General features: G+C 43.0%; 17 protein-coding genes. 11 read left to right on the forward strand and 6 right to left on the reverse strand.

Annotated elements, in window-relative coordinates:
• Positions 1-3 precede the first annotated feature (3 nt).
• The 4 genes from WKF66_RS09175 to WKF66_RS09190 all read left to right on the forward strand — a co-directional run bounded on the left by WKF66_RS09175 (position 4) and on the right by WKF66_RS09190 (position 4,961).
• The gene (locus tag WKF66_RS09175; protein WP_489674132.1) at positions 4-1,185 is read left to right on the forward strand and encodes a sensor histidine kinase; all 1,182 of its coding nucleotides are present in this window, start codon (positions 4-6) and stop codon (positions 1,183-1,185) included.
• A 26-nt stretch (positions 1,186-1,211) separates the two neighbouring features.
• The gene (locus WKF66_RS09180; RefSeq protein WP_489674133.1) at positions 1,212-1,652 is read left to right on the forward strand and encodes a response regulator; all 441 of its coding nucleotides are present in this window, start codon (positions 1,212-1,214) and stop codon (positions 1,650-1,652) included.
• 6 nt (positions 1,653-1,658) lie between these two features.
• On the forward strand, positions 1,659-3,887 hold the full coding sequence (locus WKF66_RS09185) for a PAS domain-containing sensor histidine kinase (RefSeq protein WP_489674134.1): 2,229 nt from the start codon (positions 1,659-1,661) through the stop codon (positions 3,885-3,887).
• 165 nt (positions 3,888-4,052) lie between these two features.
• Entirely contained in the window at positions 4,053-4,961 is a 909-nt protein-coding gene (locus WKF66_RS09190) for an NAD(P)/FAD-dependent oxidoreductase (protein WP_489674135.1), read from the forward strand.
• Between the two features lie 86 nt (positions 4,962-5,047).
• Here the strand turns inward: WKF66_RS09190 and WKF66_RS09195 are convergent, their stop codons facing one another.
• Positions 5,048-7,618: a zinc-dependent metalloprotease gene (locus tag WKF66_RS09195; protein ID WP_489674136.1), complete on the reverse strand. Its 2,571-nt coding sequence runs from the start codon at positions 7,616-7,618 to the stop codon at positions 5,048-5,050.
• Between the two features lie 82 nt (positions 7,619-7,700).
• Positions 7,701-8,726: a DNA polymerase III subunit delta gene (holA, locus tag WKF66_RS09200; RefSeq protein WP_489674137.1), complete on the reverse strand. Its 1,026-nt coding sequence runs from the start codon at positions 8,724-8,726 to the stop codon at positions 7,701-7,703.
• Between the two features lie 44 nt (positions 8,727-8,770).
• On the opposite strand from holA, the gene WKF66_RS09205 reads away from it, so the two are divergent.
• Complete coding sequence (locus WKF66_RS09205; RefSeq protein ID WP_489674138.1) at positions 8,771-9,232, forward strand: type I restriction enzyme HsdR N-terminal domain-containing protein; 462 nt, start codon at positions 8,771-8,773, stop codon at positions 9,230-9,232.
• Between the two features lie 6 nt (positions 9,233-9,238).
• Here the strand turns inward: WKF66_RS09205 and WKF66_RS09210 are convergent, their stop codons facing one another.
• Positions 9,239-11,914 carry a valine--tRNA ligase gene (locus tag WKF66_RS09210; RefSeq protein WP_489674139.1) on the reverse strand — a complete coding sequence of 892 codons (2,676 nt, stop codon included), beginning with the start codon at positions 11,912-11,914 and terminating at the stop codon, positions 9,239-9,241.
• A gap of 108 nt (positions 11,915-12,022) precedes the next feature.
• Here WKF66_RS09210 and WKF66_RS09215 point away from each other — a divergent pair, with 108 nt between their 5' ends.
• Together WKF66_RS09215 and WKF66_RS09220 are read left to right on the forward strand one after the other, a co-directional pair.
• On the forward strand, positions 12,023-12,910 hold the full coding sequence (locus WKF66_RS09215; protein WP_489674140.1) for a DMT family transporter: 888 nt from the start codon (positions 12,023-12,025) through the stop codon (positions 12,908-12,910).
• Between the two features lie 465 nt (positions 12,911-13,375).
• Complete coding sequence (locus WKF66_RS09220) at positions 13,376-15,412, forward strand: M13 family metallopeptidase (RefSeq protein ID WP_489674141.1); 2,037 nt, start codon at positions 13,376-13,378, stop codon at positions 15,410-15,412.
• Between the two features lie 171 nt (positions 15,413-15,583).
• Here WKF66_RS09220 and WKF66_RS09225 read toward each other — a convergent pair whose 3' ends face one another.
• Entirely contained in the window at positions 15,584-18,562 is a 2,979-nt protein-coding gene (locus WKF66_RS09225; RefSeq protein ID WP_489674142.1) for a glycosyl hydrolase, read from the reverse strand.
• An 88-nt stretch (positions 18,563-18,650) separates the two neighbouring features.
• Entirely contained in the window at positions 18,651-18,989 is a 339-nt protein-coding gene (locus tag WKF66_RS09230; protein ID WP_489674143.1) for an MmcQ/YjbR family DNA-binding protein, read from the reverse strand.
• Positions 18,990-19,092: 103 nt separating this feature from the next.
• On the opposite strand from WKF66_RS09230, the gene mnmC2 reads away from it, so the two are divergent.
• The 4 genes from mnmC2 (at position 19,093) to mazG (ending at position 22,894) form a co-directional block, all read left to right on the forward strand.
• Positions 19,093-19,767: a tRNA (5-methylaminomethyl-2-thiouridine)(34)-methyltransferase MnmC2 gene (mnmC2, locus tag WKF66_RS09235; RefSeq protein ID WP_489674144.1), complete on the forward strand. Its 675-nt coding sequence runs from the start codon at positions 19,093-19,095 to the stop codon at positions 19,765-19,767.
• A 250-nt stretch (positions 19,768-20,017) separates the two neighbouring features.
• Positions 20,018-20,971 carry an aldo/keto reductase gene (locus WKF66_RS09240; RefSeq protein ID WP_489674145.1) on the forward strand — a complete coding sequence of 318 codons (954 nt, stop codon included), beginning with the start codon at positions 20,018-20,020 and terminating at the stop codon, positions 20,969-20,971.
• Between the two features lie 3 nt (positions 20,972-20,974).
• Complete coding sequence (locus WKF66_RS09245) at positions 20,975-22,087, forward strand: AI-2E family transporter (protein WP_489674146.1); 1,113 nt, start codon at positions 20,975-20,977, stop codon at positions 22,085-22,087.
• On the forward strand, positions 22,088-22,894 hold the full coding sequence (gene mazG, locus WKF66_RS09250) for a nucleoside triphosphate pyrophosphohydrolase (RefSeq protein ID WP_489674147.1): 807 nt from the start codon (positions 22,088-22,090) through the stop codon (positions 22,892-22,894). It begins immediately after the preceding gene.
• On the opposite strand, the gene WKF66_RS09255 is transcribed toward mazG, so the two are convergent.
• Positions 22,891-24,183, reverse strand: coding sequence for a DEAD/DEAH box helicase (locus WKF66_RS09255; RefSeq protein WP_489674148.1), 1,293 nt, complete (start codon positions 24,181-24,183; stop codon positions 22,891-22,893). The genes mazG and WKF66_RS09255 overlap by 4 nt on opposite strands.
• Between the last annotated feature and the right edge of the window lie 14 nt (positions 24,184-24,197).

The raw sequence follows: 24,197 nt of genomic DNA on the forward strand, positions 1-24,197 counted from the left end.
AGTATGAAAGAAACTCCTGAATCGAAAGATTTAACTAATGCTGATGAACGCTTCATTCTTCAAAACGAGGAGAAAGAAAAGCGGGCGGCAGAACTGCTCATCGCAAATAAAGAATTGAGGTTTCAGAATCAAGAGAAAGAAAAACGTGCTGCAGAACTGATCATTGCCAATCTTGAACTTGCCTTCCAGAATGAAGAAAAGGAAAAGCGGGCAGCAGAATTGTTAATTGCCAATAAAGAATTGCGTTTCCAGAATGAAGAGAAAGAAAAACGCGCTGCAGAACTCATTGTTGCCAACCTCGAACTTGCCTTTCAAAATAAAGAAAAGGAGAAACGTGCTGCGGAATTAGTAATTGCAAATGAGGAGCTGGCCTTTCAGAATCTTGAAAAAGAGAAGCGTGCCACAGAGCTCTATAATGCAAATCAAGAACTTAAGGATGCCAAGTCGCAAATAGTTGAATTAAATATTGGACTTGAACAAAAGATAGTCGAGCGGACCTCCCAATTAGAGGCGGCCAATCAAGAACTAGAATCATTCTCTTACTCCGTATCCCATGATCTTCGCTCCCCATTAAGGGCGATTAATGGCTTTACACAGGTATTGGCGGAAGATTACGCAGATAAATTTGATGATGACGGCCGGATGGTAATGGAAGAGATTATCGCAAATTCGAAACGGATGGGTCAGTTGATTGATAACCTCCTCGAGTTCTCGCATATTGGTAAGCAAAAGCTGTCCATTGCTAATGTCAACATGAAAGCACTGATAAACACAGTGGTTACTGAACTCCAACAACAGGAATTACACCGCACAATCGAAGTTTCAATTTTGCGTTTGACAAATAGTCAAGGAGATCCGAACCTGATCAAACAGGTATTGATCAACTTAATCTCTAATGCTTTTAAGTACACGGGTAAAAAGGCGCGAGCTAAAGTTGAAATCGGATCATACACCGAAGCTGGTCAAGTGATCTACTATGTGAAAGACAATGGGGTCGGGTTCGACATGCGCTATTACGATAAGTTGTTCGGCGTATTCCAGCGACTCCACAGTAATAACGAGTTTGAGGGCACAGGTGTCGGCCTGGCTATTATCCACAGAATTATTGCCAAACACTCAGGTAAGGTTTGGGCCGAAGCAAAGGTTGATGAAGGTGCCTGCTTTTATTTTTCCCTCCCCACTTAATGAATCATACTTAACCTCTTCATACTATGCCTAACGGAAATACAGATATACTTCTTGTAGAAGACAACCGGTCGGATGCGCTTCTTACCATAAGAGCCTTGAAAAAACACAATCTCGCCAACAACCTGGTACACCTAACAGATGGGGCTCAGGCCATTGACTATATTTTCGCCTTTGGTGAGTACATCGGTAGAGATATTAACCAGAAACCCAAGGTGATCTTCTTAGATATCAAAATGCCAAAAGTTAACGGTCTGGAAGTATTGCGTCAGGTGAAGAATGATGAGAGAACTAAGAATATTCCTATCGTTATGATGACTTCATCCAAAGAAGAGAAAGACATCGTTGAGAGCCATGAGCTGGGTGTGAACAGTTATGTCGTAAAGCCAGTTGGCTTTGAGAACTTCTCTAAAACCATAGCCGATCTTGGCTTTTACTGGTTAGTTGTCAATAACACACCTCAATAACCTGTGATGCATAAACTTAGAATCTTACATCTTGAAGACTCATCAAGTGACGCTGAATTGGTACAGCGAGTTCTGAAAAAAGGAAACCTAGAGTTCGAGAGACTGCTTATCGATACGAAAACAGAATACCTTAAGGCACTGAGTACTTTCGTCCCCGACATTGTCCTTTGCGACCATTCTCTCCCCTCCTTCAACTCTTTCGAAGCACTGGAAATCTTAGAGGAAGCGGAGTTAAACATCCCTTTTATACTTATTACAGCAAATGTATCTGAGGAGTTTGCCGTCAACGTAATCAATAAAGGCGCCGATGATTATATCTTGAAAGATCGCCTTAAAAGACTGCCAATTGCTATTCAAAACGCATTAGAAAAATACCGGTTTAAAAGAGAAAGGCAAGTTTTTATAGACGATGTCATTAAAAACGAGAAGCGATTTAGAGCGCTTATAGAAAACAGTTCTGACGGAATAACGGTGCTGTGCGAAAAAGGCAGACCACAGTATGTTTCCCCATCGATCAGAAATATATCAGGTTACTCTTATTCAGAGGGTATGAAGCTTGATTTTGATAAGATCATACATCCGGATGATTTGGTTGTTCTTGAAAGATTGATGCGGAAAGCGATCGCTAATCCGGGGGTCTCTTTTAAAGGTGAACCGACCAGAATGATCCACAAGAACGGCAACTGGATTTGGATAGAGCATGTTTTAACGAACATGCTGCATGACCCATCCATCGGGGGTATCGTAGACAATTTCCGTGACATAACGGATAGCATTCATTCGGAACATATCATCCGCGAAAGCGAAGAGAAGTACCGTTCCTTCTATGAAAATAGTATGGATGGGATATTGCTCACCGTCACGAATGGGGATATTCTTGCGGCGAATCCAGCCGCCTGCGCGATCTTCCAAATGACCGAAGCAGAAATCTGTCTTATTGAAAGGTCTGGACTGATGGAAAACGATGACAGCGGAGTGGCCGCTGATAATGTAGAACTACAATTATCGGAAAAGACTTCAGCACAAGTCACCTGTATCCGCAAAGATGGAAGCAAGTTCCCGGGCGAGTTGACCTCTGCTTTATTTAAAGACGGTGCGGGTAATGAGCGTACTTCTATTATTATTAGAGATATTTCTGCCAGAAAACAAGCTGAAGTAGAAGTGTTAAGAGCTTTCGAAGAAAAGAATATTATACTTGAAAGTATAGGAGATGCTTTCTTTGCTATGGATGAAAACTGGATCGTGACCTATTGGAATAAAGAGTCAGAAAAGTTGTTAGAATGTGCCAGAAATCAGGCAATTGGTAAAAACCTGCTGCAGGTCTTTGAAGAAACTGACAACACCTCATTTCATAGCAATTTCCGGAAGTCCCTCGAGAAAAACACAATCCAACACTTTGAGGCATTTTATGAAAAGACAAACAGCTGGCTTGATGTGACTGTCTATCCGTCCAGCAATGGCCTTTCTGTCTATCTTAAAGATATTACACAGCGAAAATTATCAGATTTAAGGTTAAAAGAACTGAACAAAGATCTGCACACGTACACCAAGGAGTTGGTTATCTCCAACACAGAGCTTGAACAATTTTCATACATTATCTCCCATAACTTAAGAGCACCTGTCGCGAACATTATGGGTCTGGCGATGGAGATGAAGGAAGAAAGTCATCCTACAGAAACGAAAAAGATGTTGAACAACGCATTAACGTCTTCTGTAAATTTGCTAAATAATGTCATCCTTGATCTAAATACGATCCTTACAGTAAAGAAGGAGCATTCTTTGAAGAAGGAGATGGTAAACCTCTCGGACCTGATTGACGATATTAAACATAGCATCGATAACCTGATTAAAACCGAAGGAGTGGAAATCAGGACTGACTTTGTGGAGGCTACTGAACTCCTCACTTTCAAAAGCTACATCTACAGCATCTTCTTCAACCTTATTTCTAATAGCATAAAGTATCGCCAGGCGGACAAAACGCCCGTAATAGAAGTAAAGTCTACTAAAAAGGATAAGCACCTGGTGATCACATTCAAAGACAATGGTATCGGTATTGACCTCGCCAAAAGGAAGAACCAGATATTTGGCCTATATAAACGCTTTCATCAGCATGTTGACGGCAAAGGCATGGGATTGTTCATGGTGAAGACCCAAGTAGAAACAATGAAAGGAAAGATATCTGTTGAGAGCACCGTTAACGTAGGAACGGAATTTACGATCACCTTCCCTTTGTAAACAATCACCCTTCCCTTGCTTTCCAAGATAACCGCATTTCCCAGTAGACCGCCAAACCATATCGCTGCACTTCCTGTTATTTATTGCAATCGTGTTGCAATAAATAACAGGAAGTGCTTAACTTTGTCCTGAAGATGGTAATCATATTTAAAGATAAGTAACGATATGGAAGACGCTAAAGACTACGAAGTAATTGTAATCGGGGGAAGCTATGCGGGACTCTCCGCTGCAATGGCATTGGGACGATCACTAAGAAAAGTTCTTATTATTGATAGTGGATTACGTTGCAACCGACAGACGCCCCACTCCCATAATTTCCTTACTCAGGATGGAGAAAGACCTGGCGTAATTGCCGACAAAGCCCGAGCCGAAGTCCTAAAGTACCCTACCGTCAAGCTGATAAATGACATTGCCATAAGCGGAAGCAAAAGCGAAAATGGCTTTGTAATTGGTACAAAGAGCGGCCAGCAGTTTTCATCACAAAAGTTAATTATGGCATCCGGAATCATGGATATAATGCCCGATATTAAGGGCTTTTTAGAATGCTGGGGCATCTCTGTAGTCCATTGTCCGTATTGCCATGGATACGAAATAGCCAAACAGAAAACCGCTATTCTAGCAAATGGCGCACGAGCAATTCATCTTGCTTCTCTCGTAAATAACCTAACAAACGATCTTACTATCCTTACAAATGGTAAGGCTGATTTCAATGAAGAAGAGCTCCAAAAACTCAATTCACATCAGATTAAGATCGTAGAGACGGGGCTTTCGGAGATTCTGCACCAAGACGGACAGCTGGAAACGCTGATCTTTGAAGATGGCAGCACCGAACACTTCTCTGCCCTTTATGCCGCAGTAAAGTTCACACAACATTCAAACATCCCAGTTTCATTAGGCTGTGAGTTGACGGAACACGGCCATATCCAAGTGAACAACTTCCAGGCGACAACCGTAAAAGGGATTTATGCTTGCGGAGATAATTCTACCATGTTAAGGGCAGTAGCCAGTGCTGTATACAGTGGCAACCTTGCCGGTGCAATGGTGAACAAAGAGCTTACCGACGACCAGTTCTAAGAACTCAAATGACCAGTTGAAAATATTCAGGTACAAAAAAGGCAGCCCTTCCGGACTGCCTTTTGAATTATCAAACTAAGGGGAAATTAATCTTTGCTTTTCAAAGCACTGTCGATCCTGTCAGACAAGTCTTCCAGGTGATATTTGCTTAGTCCAGTTGCGCTGGCTGTAGATGATTTGATCGCAGTATTTAACTCACGAAGCTGACCTTTAACAACCGAAATCACATCACTCTGTGATGGAGCACCACTGCTAACAGTGATTCTTCCACCCACCATTGAAATCGATGAGGTTGAAGGAGCAGCCGGCTTAACAATTGCAATTAGCTTCTCAACGTAGTTCTTCTGAAGGTTACGACGGTAAACATCAATTGCTGTATTCGATTTTAACTCAGAGAATACGCTAGCTTGCATGTCTGAGAAGAAGTCAGTGATTTTGTAGGCACCTGCACCATCAGCAGCTTCTGCAGTAATCAGTTTATTCAAAGTATTGGTACTTACCAACCTGTTAAGTGTAGGGCCTTGCAGCCTTGAAACAACGCTAGTAGGATCCTCACCTATTTTGTCAAGGATATTTTGATCTAACAACCAGGTAGGTGTTGTGAACAATTGTTTGTCCAGGAATACCATTGCCTCTTTCTGCTTAGCCGCAGGAGTACGCTGATAAATGGTACCGCCTTGCTCCACAGTTTTAGGAGTTTCAAATACACCTCCAATGTTCTTGGAAACATGGCCCATGTACCTGTTAAGTTGGGTAGTTAATTGACCGTACATTGTTGTCAGGTTCTCATAACCTTCGTTATTCGCTTTAGTCCAGTCTGGAAATTTAACCAGGATTCTTTTTAAGTTCTTGATACCGTAATCGCTTGAGATCATTGCATTGTCACCTAAATCTTCACTTTGAGAACGTGGATCATCAGGGTTAGTCTCTGTACCAAACCATAGGCGGTTGTTCTTTAACTTCTCCATGGTCAACTTATTCAACACAGGAATTTCAGCATTTGCATTTTTAGCGTCAGGCAGCATTTTGTAGCCCCATTCAATTGCCCACAGATCGTAGTCACCAATGCGAGGATAAATTCCTTTCGGCTTAATGTTGTCTTCAGGTTGCGCTACATAGTTGAAACGGGCATAATCCATGATCGACGGCGTGTGGCCATTGGCCTCAACGAACGCTTTATCACGTAGTTTTTCCGAAGGAGTAGTTGAACTTGAACCGTAGTTGTGACGCAGACCTAAAGTATGACCAACTTCGTGAGAAGATACGAAACGGATCAGGTCGCCCATTAACTCCGGACTAAAGTTCATTTTCTGCGCTCTTGGATCAATTGCAGAAGCCTGTATCATATACCAGTCATGAACCAGTTTCATCACGTTGTGGTACCAGTTGATATGGCTTTCCATAATCTCACCACTGCGTGGATCTGAGATACTCGGACCGCTTGCATTTGCAATTTCTGATGGCTTGTAAACAATAGCAGAGTGACGTGCATCATCAAGGCTCCAGGTAGAATCTTCTTTAGAAGTAGGTGCCATCTTCGCCATGATTGCATTTTTAAAACCTGATTTCTCAAAAGCTTTCTGCCAATCGTTCACACCAGCCATTAAATAAGGCACCCATTCTTTTGGAGTTGCAGGATCAATATAGAACACAATTGGTTTCACCGGCTCTACCAATTCACCTCTTTTGTATTTAGCCATGTCCACAGCTTTCGGCTCTAACCTCCAGCGTTTTACCATGTCAATATCTTTTACCCCTTGAGGGTTTGAGTCAAAATCTGTATAACCAACAGTGAAATAACCGACTCTAGGGTCAAAATACCTCGGCTTCATCGGCACTTTAGGTAGAATAACCAGAGATGCGTTCAATTCAACCGTTGATGCGCCTGATGGTGCACCGCCGCCAAAACCTGCGGGAGCAGCCGCACCAAAAGGATTCGGAGCTGCAGTTAAAGTATAGGTTTTAACCACATTGATCTCGACGTTAGTTGGAAAACTTCTTACACCTAAAATGTAACTTCTATCTGACAACTGCGTACCCAATCTAAAGTTCGTTTTTACAGCAGGTGATCCGAAATAAAAGATCTCATTATCACTATTGATGTAATCAGTCATGTCAATTACGCTCCCTCTTTTATTTGGAGAGAAAGCAGCGATATTAAACGCCGCAGCAATGGCCTGAATGTTTGAACGTTGTAAGTTTTGATACATTGCCGTTGTACTATCCGGACCGTAAGTTCTGTAAGAGATCTTACGCATAAAGATCCTGTTTGACGGGCCTTTTTCGAAACGGATTACTGTACTTCCAATTTGATCACCGGCATAACCTGAAGCAGAACGCACTTCTGCACCTGCTCTTGAAATTCTGCTTACTACAAGAATATCACGACCTAACGTAGAATCCGCGATCTCAAAAAAGAATTTATCATCCAGTTTGTGCGTGGTGATCATCCGTTTACGGCTGATGGCCTTACTAGTAATGACCTGATCATAAGGTTTTGGTTGTGCTTTAGCAGCTCCCGGAAACGCCATTCCTGCTGCTCTCTTAGTGGTGTCGCCAGTGGCCGGCGTGGTTGTTGGGTTAGTTGGCCTTGTTTGAGCATCAGCACTGGAAATTGCTGCTGCACCCAATAAGGTTAACAATAAAAGTTTTTTCATGAAATTTAAGTTCTGTAAGTCCCTGTAAAGATAACACAGAGCATTTTAAAATAACAGTCACCAATATAACTTTGCAGTTACATTAGTGCAAGATTTTAAACAACAATTCTTTCAGCAGCTCGCCGTCCGTGGTATTTCCGGTACTGTCCACTCCTTTACTCTTTAAATCATACTCCCGCATCAGACTAATGATATCAAATGTCTTATTTAAGCTGTAATTCCGGGCTGCAGTCTCAAAATCCTTTACAAAATATGGGTTCACACCTAATTCCTTTGCCGCATCTCCTTTGTTTTGCAGATAATGATACTTAAGGACCTTTGAAAAGTAAGTATTAAGGTTTGCCATGACCATAACGAGAGGGTTCGCTTTGGGATTGTCTCCGAAATAAGTGATGATCTGATTGCATTTCAACACGTTTTTCACTGCCAGCGCCTTTTGAAGTTCAAAAACATTATATTCTTTACTGATGCCAATGTTCTTTTGCACCAGATCAATATCAATAGTGATGTCCTTGCTAATGTTTAAGATCAGTTTCTCAACCTCGTTAGAGATCTTTGAAAGGTCGGTTCCCAAGTATTCCGCCATCAGGGCAGATGCTTGTGGCGCTATCTTATACCCCTTTTCCTTAACGAGGCCCTCTATCCACTCTGCAAGTTTATAGTCCCTCACCAGGTCAGATTGGAATACCAAACCGCTCTTGCTGATGGCTTTGAAAATCTTCTTCCGCTTATCGAAATTGGCGTATTTGAAACCGAGCACAAGAATGGTGGTCGGCATTGGCTTCTCAAAGTAATTGAGCACAAACTCAGCCTCTTTGCTGCTCCCCTCCGTCTCTTTCGCCCACTTCAAATCCTGTGCTTCTTTGACAACCACAAGCTGGAAGTCTGACATCATCGGGTAGCGCTTCGCCGCGTTCATAATGGTTGCCATATCGGTATCTTTACCGTACAAAACGGTCTGATTAAAACCGCGTTCCATGTCATTCAGCACATGCTGCTCCATGTAATGGATGATCTGGTCAATATAATAGGGTTCTTCACCGTGCAGCAGGTACACTGGCTTAAACTTCCTCGCTTTTATATCTTTAATGATCTCGGCAGCACTCATATATTCCTCAAACTTAGATAATTTTTTTGCCTATTTTTACAGAAATGTCATTTACGCCTACCCCACTTAATCTGCCGCAGCACCCTTTTAGAATCACTTTAAAGGATTCTCAGCATTTTATTTTTGATGAAGTAAGGAAGAAACATCTGGTCCTGACGCCCGAAGAATGGGTGAGGCAACATTTTATTCAATACCTGATCTCAGAGAAAAAATTCCCAAGGTCATTAATCCAGATTGAAGCAGGACTTAACCTCAATCAATTGCAGAAAAGGACAGATATTGTAATTTTCGACCAAACCGGTGAAAGAGTTATGGTCATAGAATGTAAGGCACCGGGGATCAAGATCACGCAGCGGGTCTTTGACCAGGCATCCCGGTACAATTCTATTCACAAAACAAGATGGCTGGTGGTCACAAACGGCTTGCAGCACTGCTATGCAAAGATTGACCACTTGAATGGCAGCTTTGCCTTTGTCAAAGAATTGCCGCTCTATACAGAATTGTAAGCTGCGCTATTTTAGCGCAGCCAGACTTTCTTCAATGATCTTCATCTTGCTTTCTGCATCTGCCTTTTTGTTTCGCTCATTCTGTATCACTTCCGGCTTGGCGTTTTGAACAAATCTCTCGTTGCTTAACTTCGCATCTACTGATTTCAAAAAGCCTTGTAAATAAACCAGCTCAGCGTTCAACCGTTCGCGCTCTGCATCTACATCTATCTCCTCACTCAAGTAAATAAAGAATTCGTCATTCCCAACCATAAAGGCTACCGCCCCCGGTATTTTCGCGTTTACAAACTCAACCTGACTGATATTGGCAAGCTTGAACACGATGTTTAGCCATTTCTCGTACTCCAGAGTTGAATTGAGTTTAATCGCTAAAGGCAACGCCTCTTTTGGCGAAATCTGCTTCGTATTTCTAACGTTACGGATCTCTGCTACCAATCCTTTAATTGTTTCTACTTCCTTAAGTAATGCAGCATCTGCTGCTCCAACTGTAGGGTAGCTGGCTACTATACAGCAGTCCAACTCATCCCTGTGACCAAAGATCTCATCATGCCACAATTCTTCTGTTAAGAACGGCATAAATGGATGTAAAAGCTTCAAGATGTTCTCGAAGAAGCCAACGGTGACTTTCAGAGTTTCTGCATCTATCGGATGCTGATAATCTGGCTTTACCATTTCAAGGTACCAGGCGCAGAAATCATCCCAAACCAGCTTATAGCAAGCCATCAATGCTTCTGACAATCTGTAGGACGCAAAGTTGTCCTGGATCTCGCCTAAAGCCTCATTAAAACGGTTCTCGAACCAAAGGATCGCCTGCGCATTCGGATTTTCCAGCGAGTCATCTACTTCCCAGCCTTTTACCAGTCTGAAAGCATTCCATATCTTGTTGGCAAAATTCCTTCCCTGCTCACAGTAGCTTTCATCAAACATCAAATCGTTACCTGCCGGAGAACACAAAAGCATACCAACACGAACTCCGTCTGCACCATACTTTTCGATCAGACCAATAGGATCAGGTGAGTTACCCAGTGACTTAGACATTTTTCTGCCCAGTTTATCCCTTACAATACCTGTTAAGTATACGTTGGTAAAGGGCTTCTGACCTCTAAATTCATGGCCGGCCATGATCATCCTTGCTACCCAGAAAAACAAGATCTCTGGCGCAGTTACCAGATCATTGGTTGGGTAATAGTAATTTATGTCTTTATTATCAGGGTTCTTAAAACCGTCGAACACCGATATCGGCCACAACCAGGAAGAGAACCAGGTATCCATCACATCAGGATCCTGATGTAAAAACGGTGACAGTTGGTGCTTAAAACCGGCAACTTCAGCGTCTGTAAAAACACCGTCTATATCTTTAACTTTTAAAAACTCGTCTAAGGCTTCTTCTCTGGTTTTGGCTACCACCCAGTTGCCTTTATCATCATACCATGCAGGGATCTGCTGACCCCACCACAGCTGGCGACTAATATTCCAGTCGCGGACATTCTCCATCCAATGGCGGTAGGTATTAACGAATTTTTCAGGAATCAGTTTAACATCGCCATTTAATACATCTTCCAATGCTGGCTTTGCCATTTCATCCATCTTACAGAACCATTGCATCGACAGCTTCGGCTCTATAGCTGCATTTGTACGCTCAGAAAACCCAACCTGTGATTTATAGTCCTCCACTTTGTCGAGGTGCCCGGCTTCATCCAGCAATACCGCAATCTTCTTTCTTGCGACAAAACGATCTTCCCCCACTAGCACTACTGCCAGTTCATTTAGTGTTCCATCGTCATTGAGTATATCAATTACCGGCAATTTATGTTTTACACCCAGCTCATAATCGTTAAGATCATGTGCAGGCGTCACCTTCAAACATCCGGTACCAAAATCCATGGTTACATACTCATCCTCAATCACCGGGATTTCTCTGTTGATCAATGGAACAAATACAGATTTACCTTTTAAATGAGTATACCTTTCATCGTTAGGGTTAATGCAAATCGCTGCATCTGCCATAATCGTTTCAGGTCTTGTGGTAGCAACAGTGATGAATTCAGGTGTTGCAACGTCAGTTCCAGCTACCAGGTACTTAATGTAATATAGTTTCTGGTTTACCTCTTTACGAATAACTTCTTCGTCGGAAACGGCTGTCTTACCTGCCGGATCCCAGTTCACCATTCTTATCCCACGATAGATTCTGCCTTTTTTATAAAGGTGAATGAAGGTATCAATAACCGCATCAGAAAGATCGTCTTCCATCGTGAAACGGGTACGTTCCCAATCACATGAGGCGCCTAACTTTTTCAGTTGCTCTAAGATGATTCCACCATACTTCTCTTTCCATTCCCAGGCATACTTCAAGAACTCTTCCCGGGTCAGGTCTTTTTTACTGATGCCTCGCTCTTTAAGCATGGCCACAACTTTAGCCTCAGTAGCAATAGAAGCATGATCTGTTCCCGGCACCCAGCACGCATTTTTCCCCATCATTCTAGCCCTGCGTATCAGAACATCCTGAATGGTATTGTTCAGCATATGCCCCATATGAAGCACGCCTGTGACGTTTGGTGGAGGGATTACTATCGTGTATGGCTCGCGCTCGTCTGGCTCTGAATGGAAAAAGTTCTTTGACATCCAGTAGCTGTACCATTTGTCTTCGGTTGCTGCCGGATCGTATTTAGTGGAAATGCTCATTTTGTTTGAGAAAGTATCGGATTTGAACGACAAAATTAAGAAAAAAAAGATCAGTTGAGGTTTCGCTTAAATAATCTGTATGCTTTTGAGATATTGTAACTTTGAGGCGTGAAAAATTTCTTGATCGGTGTTCTGTTTGCCATGTTATGGGCCTCGGCTTCTGTAGCAACAAAGTTTGGGATACTTTCTGCTCCTCCGCTGATACTTGCCAATATCCGGTTCTTTATTGCCGGCCTGATTCTGCTCGGCTACGGCTACCTTTTTAAAAAAGATGCTGCGTATAAACTACCGAAGAGCGTTGAATGGGAGCACCTTGCTATTTTCGGAGCCCTAAATACCACCGTTTATCTTGGACTCTATGTGTATTCCATGAAATTTGCCGCAGCAGGGATTGGCAGCCTTGCCACATCCACTAATCCCTTATTGATCGTCCTGTTTTCCTCCTGGTTAATGGGCCGGCGCCCTGCAAAAGAAGAAATTTATAGCATTGTGATCAGCATGGCCGGAATTGGGATTGCCACCTACCCATTGTTGAAAGACAGTAGCACGTCCCTCCTCGGACTGCTATTGTTAGCTTTAAGTATGATTTCCGTTTCTTTTGCGAGCGTCTACTATGCAAGCGTGAAATGGAAACTACCGAACATCCTGATTAATGGTTGGCAGGTTACAATCGGCGGAATCCTCTTACTGCCTATAACACTGATATTCGGTGATTTCTCATTTGTTGTAATCGACAAGCACTTCATATTCTCGATACTGTGGCTAAGCGTAGCCGTTTCTGTAGTCGGTTTGATCTGCTGGTTCTACCTGCTCAAAATAGATACGGTCAAGGCTTCGCTGTATCTCTTTTTATGTCCTTTATTCGGGTTTGTTTACGCCTGGTGGTTGATGAATGAGCCCATCACCCTATTTACTATTGCCGGTACGCTACTTGTCTTGTTTGGACTCTATTTGGGTCAGCGGAAAAAGTTCAGCACTACCGCAAAAATTCCTTAGTTTAATATAGGATAGCACTCGGGATCTGCTCGGGTCTTGCTTTGGGTGAGGCCACCATGAGGCCACAGTGAGGCCACGGTGAGGCCGCCTTTTGCTAGAGAAAAGGCGGCCTCATAGTGAAAGCACGACGGGATAAGTGCGGCAACACCCAAAGCAAGACCCGAGCCAGGTATCACCTGGTCCTAATACCAAACATACCCTCTGGTTATAATGATAGTACAGCTAGAACTTATAACAACATTAAATATTGGTATTACACAATAAAAAATGTTAAAAAGTGTTAAATAGGTATTAAAAGCAAACTCATGAAAACTGTAAATGTCTTTTCTATAACAGCTACCATCCTCAGAAAGGTAGGCCTTGCTAAAATCTACTACTGGTTTAATAAGTAATATTTTCATTAGGTGGGGTGTTGACAATTCCTATTTCCTAATTTTACGCTTAGACTGAATAATTTAACTACTTATGATTATTGACAATTTCAAAGGCTGCTTTGCAGTCCTTGGCATTTTAGCGGCAAGCTATTCTGCCAATGCTCAACTCCCTGCAAAATTAATTGATCCGGCTAATATGGATCTTACTGTTAAGCCTGGTGATGATTTTTACAATTATGCGAGCGGTACCTGGATAAAAAACAATCCGGTGCCCGCAAAAGAAACACGCTGGGGAACATTTAACGCCCTGAGAGATTTTAACTCGAACGCTGTAAGAAGCGTAGTAGAAGAAGCCGCCGCTGATAAATCTGCTCCTGTCGGCTCAGTAAAGAAAAGGGTTGGTGATTTTTATGCTGCCGCAATGGATAGCGCTGCTATCGAAAAATTAGGATATACCCCAATTAAGGCCGATCTGGAGAGAATAAAACAGATTAAAACCCTGCAAAGCATTCTTGATCAGGTTGCCTACATGAGAACTTCAGGCATTGGTGGACCAATGTTCGGCTTTAGTGTTGGCCAGGATAGAAAAAATGTCACCAAATATCTGCCTCAGTTAAGCCAGGGAGGAACAACGCTTCCGGATCGTGACTACTATTTATTGGATGATTCCAGAAGTGTAAAAATACGTGAGGCGTACAACACTTACATGAATACCTTATTTACCCTAACTGGAAGCAGTCCTGCCGACGCGCAAAAAAAGGCTGCAACAGTAATGGCGATAGAAAAGCAATTTGCTGAAGCGCAGATGTCAAGATTGGAGATGCGCGATCAATATAAGACGTACAATAAATTTACAGTTGCAGACTTCAGCAAAACGACTCCAAATATCGATTGGAAAAGCATGTTTACGAAGTTCAAGGTTGCTGGTCAGGATACCGTATTGGTTTCTGCACCAAAGTTCTTTGTTAGTTTGGATGGCATGTTAAAAACGGTACCTGTGGCAGACTGGAAGACCTATCTGGAATGGAATGTGTTGAAAGGGTCGGCTGGCAATCTAAGCTCTCCTTTTGTAAAAGCTAGTTTTGCGTTTAGTCAGGCGCAAAGTGGCCAAAAAGTAGAGACTCCAAGATGGCAACGCATGTCTAGCTTAACTGATGGTACCATTGGAGAGTTACTCGGTCAGCTTTACGTTGCCAAGTATTTCAAACCTGAGGCTAAAGCTAGAATGGCCGAGTTAATCACCAACCTTAGAAAAGCTTTTGAAATTAGAATCAAGGGTCTGGATTGGATGAGCGAGGCGACGAAACAAAAGGCGCTAGACAAGTTGCATGCGTTTGTTCCGAAGATCGGCTATCCAGACAAATGGAGAACTTATGATGGTTTAGCGATTAACAAAGCAACTTATTTCCAAAACTTACGTAATGCAGGTGCCTGGGGATACAAAGAAATGGTTGATCGCCTTGGTAAACCTGTTGATCGTACACGTTTCGGCATGACCCCGCCAACTGTGAATGCTTCTTACAGCCCTACTATGAATGAAATTGTATTCCCTGCAGGGATTCTTCAGTTTCCGTTTTTTGATGCGGCTGCCGATGATGCCGTAAATTATGGTGGCATTGGAGCAGTAATCGGTCATGAAATGTCTCATGGATTTGATGATCAGGGAAGTCAGTATGATAAAGATGGTAATCTTCGCAACTGGTGGACAGATGAAGATAAAGCGAAGTTTGAAGCAAAAACCAAAGCATTGGGCGAGCAGTTCGATGCGTACACCGTATTGGATACCATTCACGTATTGGGTAAATTAACAATGGGCGAAAACATTGGTGATTTAGGTGGATTAAATGCAGCGTATACTGCTTTCAAGATGACTAAACAGGGCCAGTCTGAAGAGAAAATTGACGGGTTCACGCCAGATCAGCGCTTCTTTTTATCGTGGGCACAAGTTTGGAGAGGTAACATTCTTCCTGAAACTGCCGCTCAATTGATAAAAACGGATCCGCACTCTCCTGGACCATACAGAACCATTGGAGCACCAGTAAATATGGATGCCTGGTATAAAGCATTTAATGTTCAACCTGGAGATAAATTGTTTAAAAAACCAGAGGACAGGATACGGATGTGGTAAGGTAGCTATAAGCAATCCGTATTTTTTTAATAAAACGCCCCGTCATCCAAGATGATGGGGCGTTTTTACGTCTTGCCGGCGGATGCTGGCACCTCGGACCGGGTGGCATCGCTTGACCGAGGTCCTGAAATTAATTCAGCATGACGGGGCGTGTAAATGACCGGGTTATTATCAATACTTCTGTACTAAAGATACCGGGCCCAGCAAGCCAGACTTAAATAACGGTGAATCTTTACTATAATGTTTAAAAGTGGTAAACGAAACGCGTTTAGTTGGTCTAGGCAGGCCTTTTTGTAACCATTCTGGCCACTGCCCATTTTGAATACCGTCGTCTGGTAACAGCTCATCACCGATTAAACGATTTGGCCAGAGGTTTGCAACCTCAATCTCCAATACATTGTCTTTCGCTTTTAAAGCAGCACTGATATCGACTTGCCAGGGCGCTGTCCACACGACTCCAAGATCTTTACCGTTCAACGTAACTCTTGCCATGTTTTTCACCTCACCAAGATTAAGAAGCCAGCTTTCCTTTAAGCCGGTCGATCCCGCTAAGAAACCTGCCGGTGCATCAAACAGCTTCTTGTAAACGGCGATGCCAGAATAATACTTAATTCCTTTGTCCGCATTTACCGACCAATCGGTAAGACGTTCAAATATTCTTGGCCCTGGGCCACCCCATTTGGGATCAAAGGTTAACTGCCATGGACCTTCTAAGATAGTTTGAGATTTCGGACGGGACATAACATGATCTGGAACCAAACCATTCATCTCCGCTTTTGAAAAGAGAACAAAACAGCTTTGATACGGCTCGAAATTCAAACTAATCGTAGATAGCTCAGTTTTCGCAGCCGGTAAACGTAGGTCTACTAACTGTCCGGTTACTGCATCCAATAAAATAGGCCTGCGGGATTTGTGACTTCTAAATTTTCCACTGGCCTTGACTCGCTTATCGCTACGGTTGGAGAGGAAGTATATATCAAAATCCTTCGAGGCACGATGAGTATAGCGAATCGGGCCGTCCGATTCAAAGTCTGGCAGCACATTCATCGAGCGAAGTATTTCAGCTGTCAGGTCATAATGAGGATATAAGTAATCGAGCTTAGTTTCCAGTTCCCCACCCCAGATAACTTTCCCCTTGCCATAAAATTTAGTCGTTTGTTTTGTAGGCACTACCATTGTGCCCCAGATGGCGGTTGCCTCCGCTTTGATCTCAAGATCAGATCGCGGATAACCGGTTAGACCGGGTGCCTGCTCCGGAGGCGCACCGACGACTACTGCTCCTTCAGCAATTAAACCCTTGATCTTCGCAAGTAACTTAGGGGTCATGGTTTTTACCACAGGGAGTACCAGTAGACGATAGGAAGCGCCTCCAGGAAACACAATTCTACCATCGGTTACACTAGCGTTATAGAGCTGACCTGGCGCACAACCATCGAAATTGTACCCCTTCCTATCCGGCATAACTGGATCATTCGTTAGGGCAGAAAGTGGCGGTTTAAATACATGTGGCGAACCTTCGGGAGTTAGATAAAGTAGGTCGGCAACAGCACTACCCTGTTGCAAAAGATATTGCGATCGCGATAGATACTCGTGATAGGCACCCACCATCGGCCACCAGGTTTGATTTCTGTTCCATTGTACTCCATAAGGCCCCATGGTCATGCCGGGTTTCAAGGAATCAGGCAACACCTGGTTCTGGAAAGTATGGAAAACGAAACGATTGATACCAGCTGCAAATGCCCAGTCTCCTTGATTCTTCATGGAGGCCGGATGCTGTTTCCAGCCCTCATTGTCCTGGGCCGTAAAGGCTTCTGCCGGAACAAGCGGAATCCCGTTTACGTGGGCTATAGAGGTAGCTTCAATACAGCTGAAAGCAGAATTAAAGCCAAGGCCAGCGCTCCAAAACTCTGCCATCGGGACATCGGCTATAGCGCCGAGTTCAAGGTCCGAGTTCGGGTTCATGTCGTATGGTTCGATAGACAGGCCCATTCCATTCTTGTTGGCATATTGCTTTACAAAACCTGCATGATTTTGCAAGGCAAGCTCTTGAGAAGTCTGCCTTAGATCCCATAGAAAACGTTCGCTGAGTTCAGAACTTTCAACAATTGTTCCGTTATAGACAGGATAGAATGGCAGTGGATCATACCCTCTTCGCGCAATGAATTCTTCTCTGAAGCGATTTGTCCAGTTCTGAGCACCCATCTCCCAACTGTCCATATGCAGCATTTTAAGTCCGCCGACGCTGTTTTTGAAGTTCTTGCCTATTTTATTGATCAACACTCCGGTATAATGATCAAGGTGATTTTTCATTGCAAGGGTATCAAACTTATCAGCTTCGAAGCCTAAGCCAGGATAAGGCGCAGGTCTTGTGATTGCTCCATTGTTTCGTTTTCCAAACCGCAGCACGATCCATTTACCGGGTGGCACCTTCCAGTCAAGTTCACCGCTTGGCTTCATTTTACTGGTAAGGTCAACTATATCTTTTCGTAAAACAGCAGTGCCAGCGGCGACCGTCTCATATTTTGTGGAATAAGATAGGTAAGGTTTGACCCCGGGAGCAGAGGAATATGGAGCTCTGGTATATAGCGCCTTCTCTGCGATGTCAGAGATCAGGGGAAGCTTTGAAAGATCAGGTACATTTTGAGCAGGGTAAGCCAATACCGCCACATCTTCATCGTAATCATTCCATTGCTTTTTGAGTTCATCAGTGAAAGCACCCTCCCCAAAATACGGCGCCTTGGGTTTGGGAACAGGTAAAATTATCTTGGATTTATTACGCTCATCGACAAGGGTGCTCGAAGAGACGAGATGTAACATAGATTCAGCTGGTTTTACCCAGGGGCCGCCACTGCCTGTCCAGCCAGGACCTATACCCAGTGTCATAGCAATATCCAGGCGTTCGCATTCGTTCACGGCATGTGCAAACATTCCTTGCCATTCTTCGCTTAAAAAGTCGACTTTACCCCTTGGGATTCCAACGTTTACTTCGAGGAAGACCAGGTTACCAATCCCGGCTTTCTTCATGGATTCTAAATCTGCGGTCATGGATGCTTTGGACATATTGCCATCCATAAAGTACCAGTATACACCTGGCTTGCTTGACGGTGGTGGATTCAGAAAACCTTTAATCAGTGAAGTAGTGTTTGCCACTTTGCTAACGCGCTTACTGCAACTATTTACAGCAAGCAGGACAAGTAGAGCAGTGCATAAGATGAGGATTTTGGGTCGGAGAAGTGATCTAGCACGCATATTTGGCTTGTGTTTTTTTGCTTAGCTTTTTAAGAACCAGTAATCTGGATTGGGCAACACGCTCTTGTAGTTCTTTATCTGCCATTACTTCCAGACTGTCGACGGCGATCCATTGTCTGCGTGCAAAATGAGGAGCTTGACTAATACCGTCTCTTGCGACCAGTTCATCAAAATCATCCGGGTCACATTTAAAGCAAAGGGCACCTTCATCAAGCGAAACAAGGACAAAGATCTTCTCTTCGATCATGAAGCAAAGGTGATCCCATTTCATCCCTTCAGTGGATCCTTCCAGGCTGAGGCAATAATCTCTAAAAGTCTCTATATCCATGATGATTCATTTGTTTAAGAATTTCTAATAGCCGCCAATCCTTAAAGTTAAAAGTATATATGTAATTGTTCCATGCTATTGCCTTTTTATTAAGTTTGCAAGGATGAATAAGATCACCCCAACAGCAGACGGATCAAATACGCTTTATAATGAAAGTGTTGGAGAGCATTACCACTCCAGGCATGGCGCCTTGCAGGAAAGCAAGCATGTTTTTATCGCCGCAGGGTTAGCGCATGCAGTGGAGTGTTTTCCCGGGGAAGAGATCAAGGTGCTGGAAGTGGGCTTCGGTACAGGACTAAACTTTCTTATGAGCGTTGCTTACTGCGATTATCATGAATACAAGTTGGATTATACCGGACTGGAAGCCTTTCCGCTACGGTCTGAAGAGCTGGAATCAACTGGATATAATCAGTATGTGCTGCCTAAAATTTGGAATGGTTTGGTGCTTAATTACGGGAAGGCGTTGCAGCAGAAAGTTGACATCCTTCCCGGACAAAGTTTGCGAATAGTTCATACTTATCTACATCGATACGAGTCGCCCGAGCAGTATCACCTCATCTACTTCGATGCTTTCTCTGTTCAGCATCAACCGGAGATGTGGACAGATGAGATCATTGCTCAGGTTTGTCAGTTCCTTAAGCCAGGCGGTATATTTGTGACCTACGCCATTACGGGAAAGCTTAAGCGTGCTCTGAAAAGCATTGGTTATACTGTTGAAAAATTACCGGGTGCGGCCGGCAAAAGAGAGATGTTACGGGCAACAAAGTCTTTAGGCTAACACCTTACGCATCGTCATTCTAAATTCGTCATGCCGGCGAAGGCCGGTATCAGGACCTCGGCATAGCGATGCCATCCAGTCCGAGGTTGCGGCCTACGCCGCAATGACGATTGCAAAAAAGCGTCCTGTCATTGGTAGCTGATTTGAATTTTGTTTGTAAATAAGTGAGGATGCAGAAACATCAGGTCAATACAATTGTTAAATTGCCCTGGTGGACTAGCCTATAGCTCCCTAAACAGCTTCAATACATATGAAAAAAAGATTACTAGGTAACACAGACCTCGAAGTGTATCCGATTACCTTCGGAGGAAACGTTTTTGGCTGGACCATAGACGAGCAAACCTCATTTAGCATCCTTAATGGCTTTACAGAGGCGGGCTTCAATTTCATTGATACGGCCGACGTGTACTCAAAATGGAAACCTGGAAATCAAGGAGGTGAATCTGAGACTATTATTGGTAACTGGATGCAGGAAAGGAAAAACCGTGGTGACATCATTATTTCCACTAAAGTGGGATCTGAAATGGGTCCGGGTCAAAAAGGCTTATCAAAGAAATACATCCTTCAGGCTGCGGAAGCATCATTAAAACGACTTAAAACTGATTACATTGACCTCTATCAAACACATTTTGATGACAAACAAACACCGGTTCAAGAAACACTGGAAGCCTATGACCAGCTGATAAAAGAAGGTAAAGTCCGATGGATCGGCGCTTCGAATATATCACCGGAACGCTTACTGGAGTCGCTGGAAACTTCAGAAAAGCTAGGCCTGGCGAGATATGAAACGTTGCAACCTGAATACAATTTGTACAGCAGAGAGAATTATGAAAGCAAATATGAGCAGATTGTATTAGATCATAATCTCGGTGTTTTGAATTACTACGCACTGGCCAGCGGCTTTTTAACCGGCAAATATAGGTCAGAGAGCGACTTAAGCAAAAGTCAACGTGGAGGTGGAGTTAAAGCGTATTTAAATGAAAGAGGTTTCAGGATCCTTAAAGCATTAGATATTGTTTCTGAACAATACAGCGCCAATCAGGGCAGCGTTGCTTTGGCCTGGTTAATGAAACGCAACTCGATAACTGCCCCAATTGCAAGTGTAACCAGCTTAGCTCAATTGGAGGATCTGACAAGAGCTGCCGCTCTGAAATTAAATACGGAAGATATTGAAATATTGGACGATGCAAGTGATTGGAAATAAGTCATGAGACCTAACTTTGTTCCTTTTTATGCGAAACTCGCCCTGGTTCTATTCTCTATAGTTTGCCTTGGATACCTGGCGATATTAGGTCAGACGCTACTTGCACCTCTATTAACTTCCTTTTTGCTTGCCTTGTTATTGCTTCCTCTGTCTAACTTTTTGGAGAATAAGTTCCGGTTGAAAAGAAGTCTCGCCTCTATTGTCTCGGTTGTATTAATGATTGCAGTAATTTCATGTATACTGTATTTTCTGGTTAACCAGCTAACCGACCTCTGGCAAGACTGGCCGCTTTTAAAGAAACAGGCAGAAAGCTCCTTCCATGATGTCCAACTGTGGATCTCCAATACTTTTCATGTTAATACGAAAAAGCAAATTGATTACTTGAAAGACAGTGCAACGACTGCTTTGGCGACGAGTGCTACCGTATTGGGCGCTACTTTAATGACACTGTCGTCTACGCTGTTATTCCTTGCATTTCTATTGCTATTCACCTTTTTTATCCTCAATTACCGAAAGATTTTATTTAGGTTCTTAACCTCGGTATTTGCGGAAGAGCATACCCAAAAGGTAAGTGAAATCGTTCAGAAGATCCAGTACATCATTAAGAAGTACATTACCGGACTTTTCCTACAAATGATCATAGTGACCATCCTGATGATGTTGGTACTTTGGGCTCTAGGCGTCAAATACGCCATCCTTTTAGGCCTCATCGCAGGGATCTTCAATATCATTCCGTACATAGGAATCTTCAGTGCCCTGCTGATCAGTATCATCATCACTTTCGCAACTGCCGGGGCAGCAAAGATGTTACTGGTCATTGCAGTTTATGCTGGTGTACATGCTGTTGACGGTAATATTCTGATGCCCTTAGTGGTCGGTTCAAAAGTTAAGATCAATGCCTTGTTTGCTTTTATTGGGATCATAGTCGGTGAAATGGTTTGGGGAATATCAGGTATGTTTCTTTGCATACCCTATTTAGCGATGTTAAAAATTATCTTTGACCGCGTAGACCAGCTAAAACCTTGGGGGATTTTACTTGGTGGAGATGAAAAGCCCAATAAGAAACGCAAGGTTTACAGGATAACAAAGAATATCAAACTAGAAGAACAAGAATAAATGCCGAATAACATACCTCCTGCGACAGCCAGCAACCCTAGATCAGCTTTCGAAAGACTATTGATTATACTTGATACCTTACGTACTGAGTGCCCATGGGATAACAAGCAGACGATGGAGACCCTACGTCACCTTACCATCGAAGAAACCTACGAGTTGTCTGATGCGATATTAGAAGGCGATTTACAAGAGGTTAAAAAGGAATTGGGAGATGTAATGATGCACCTGGTCTTTTATGCCCGTATCGCCTCGGAAACAAACGATTTTACGATACTTGATGTATTGAACGGTGTTTGTGACAAATTGATTGGCAGACACCCCCATATTTATGGTGACGTTGAAGTTCAAGACGAGCATGACGTGAAACGCAACTGGGAAAAACTAAAGCTTAAGGAAGGGAATAAGTCGGTTTTAGGAGGGGTTCCAAAGGGCTTACCTTCGCTGGTAAAAGCAAGTAGAATTCAGGAAAAGGCGCGTGGAGTAGGCTTCGACTGGGATACCAAGGAGCAAGTTTGGGAAAAAGTGGAGGAAGAGCTTCAGGAATTCAAAGACGAATATAACGTCGCATCTGATGCTGAAATAGACGTTGAAAAGGCTGAAGGCGAGTTTGGTGACCTGTTGTTCTCGCTTATCAATTATGCGCGTTTTATTAATATCAATCCCGAGAACGCATTAGAGAAGACGAATAAAAAGTTCATAAAGCGTTTTCAGTACCTTGAAGAAAAGGCAAAGGAAAACGGTAAGGCATTACAAGATATGACCCTTGCTGAAATGGATGTCTACTGGAACGAGGCTAAGAAGGTTTAACCATGCTTTTTCTTCATGGTCATCTTTGCTTTTTGTCCGATGCCATAATTATAGTCCTTTGTGTTGCTTTCCTTTTTATCGTGATACGCACCACCACCTCTAGGTTCTTCAGGATTCTCTTTAGTAGTTTTTACCTTCGCTGGTTTTGCCGCTTTATCGATAGTCAGTTCAGCTGGCAATTCCATTACAGGGATCTTCGCACCAATAGACTGTTCTAACTTCTTGACGTCTACAAGCTCCATATCTGTTGCAAATGTGATGGACACCACTTCTTCGTCTCCCGACTTTATAACTCTACTTAAAAAGGTTTCTTTATTCTCAGGTACCTCTAAATGAAAAAGAAATGGTATTCCAGAAAGGTCTAATGTATTGGAAGAACCTTCGTTAGAAATAATCAAGATCCTTGCTTCTGGTGTCTCTTTAAAATCTTCAATATGGTCAAACCCGGCTTCATCAAAAAACAGAGGATTCAATACAGAAATGTCTCCAGGCTTACGTGAAGGTAGTAACTCGCTCAGCTTTTGAGCAGTTAAACGGGTGTTTACAAAAACTGCAACTTTCTGAAATACCTCGTCATCGCGAAGCATCAGATCAAGCAGATTTACTTTGGTTTTAAAATTGGGAACCTGGTATAAAAGCAGTTCATGTGTTTCAGCAGTTTTCTCTCCAAGATCTTCAACTTCCAACAAAGTTGGTAAGCTTAAGAATTGGTCAATCATATGACTTAGTTTGTCGTGAACCACAGTTGTAAAGATCAAATGCTGGCACTTGCCGGCGCTCCTGGCGAGTTCACAAACTGGCAATTGCATACCTTGTTTTACAATAACTTCTGCATCATCAACGATGAACATCTGTAACCTGTTTAGGTTTAAGCCTAGTTTTAGGTATACAGCACGAGCTCTGGTAGGTGTAGAAACAACAATATCTACTCCCTCTAAGAGATCCAAAACTTGCTCTTCCATTCCACCGGTTCCATACATTCCGATAATGCGTAGATTCTTATTTCCACTAAGTGTTTTGAACTGTTCGATCACAGCTAATACACGCTCCTGATCTGGAACAAGTATTAAAACTTTAGGGGCTTCATCTGTACTGTATTTTAGCTTCATTAAAACGCCAAGCACATAGGTGGTCGTTTTGCCAAAGCCATCCGGACCAACAGCAATAATGTCTTGTCCGCCGAGGATTCTGGACATACTTTTAGCCTGTATTTCTTTCGGCGAAAGATACCCAGCATCAGTCATTGCTGAAACCAATTGCTTGCTTAATTTTAATTTATCTAAAGACACAGTTCTTATTATTT

Origin of the sequence: Pedobacter sp. (assembly GCF_037719805.1) — a bacterium.
Classification (GTDB): Bacteria; Bacteroidota; Bacteroidia; order Sphingobacteriales; family Sphingobacteriaceae; genus Pedobacter.

Bases quoted from the DNA above. Each gene is read 5' to 3' on its own strand.
- WKF66_RS09175 (WP_489674132.1), top strand. From the start codon at position 4: ATGAAAGAAACTCCTGAATCGAAAGATTTAACTAATGCTGATGAACGC.
- WKF66_RS09180 (WP_489674133.1), top strand. From the start codon at position 1,212: ATGCCTAACGGAAATACAGATATACTTCTTGTAGAAGACAACCGGTCG.
- WKF66_RS09185 (WP_489674134.1), top strand. From the start codon at position 1,659: ATGCATAAACTTAGAATCTTACATCTTGAAGACTCATCAAGTGACGCT.
- WKF66_RS09190 (WP_489674135.1), top strand. From the start codon at position 4,053: ATGGAAGACGCTAAAGACTACGAAGTAATTGTAATCGGGGGAAGCTAT.
- WKF66_RS09195 (WP_489674136.1), bottom strand. From the start codon at position 7,618: ATGAAAAAACTTTTATTGTTAACCTTATTGGGTGCAGCAGCAATTTCC.
- holA (WP_489674137.1), bottom strand. From the start codon at position 8,726: ATGAGTGCTGCCGAGATCATTAAAGATATAAAAGCGAGGAAGTTTAAG.
- WKF66_RS09205 (WP_489674138.1), top strand. From the start codon at position 8,771: ATGTCATTTACGCCTACCCCACTTAATCTGCCGCAGCACCCTTTTAGA.
- WKF66_RS09210 (WP_489674139.1), bottom strand. From the start codon at position 11,914: ATGAGCATTTCCACTAAATACGATCCGGCAGCAACCGAAGACAAATGG.
- WKF66_RS09220 (WP_489674141.1), top strand. From the start codon at position 13,376: ATGATTATTGACAATTTCAAAGGCTGCTTTGCAGTCCTTGGCATTTTA.
- WKF66_RS09230 (WP_489674143.1), bottom strand. From the start codon at position 18,989: ATGGATATAGAGACTTTTAGAGATTATTGCCTCAGCCTGGAAGGATCC.
- mnmC2 (WP_489674144.1), top strand. From the start codon at position 19,093: ATGAATAAGATCACCCCAACAGCAGACGGATCAAATACGCTTTATAAT.
- WKF66_RS09240 (WP_489674145.1), top strand. From the start codon at position 20,018: ATGAAAAAAAGATTACTAGGTAACACAGACCTCGAAGTGTATCCGATT.
- WKF66_RS09245 (WP_489674146.1), top strand. From the start codon at position 20,975: ATGAGACCTAACTTTGTTCCTTTTTATGCGAAACTCGCCCTGGTTCTA.
- mazG (WP_489674147.1), top strand. From the start codon at position 22,088: ATGCCGAATAACATACCTCCTGCGACAGCCAGCAACCCTAGATCAGCT.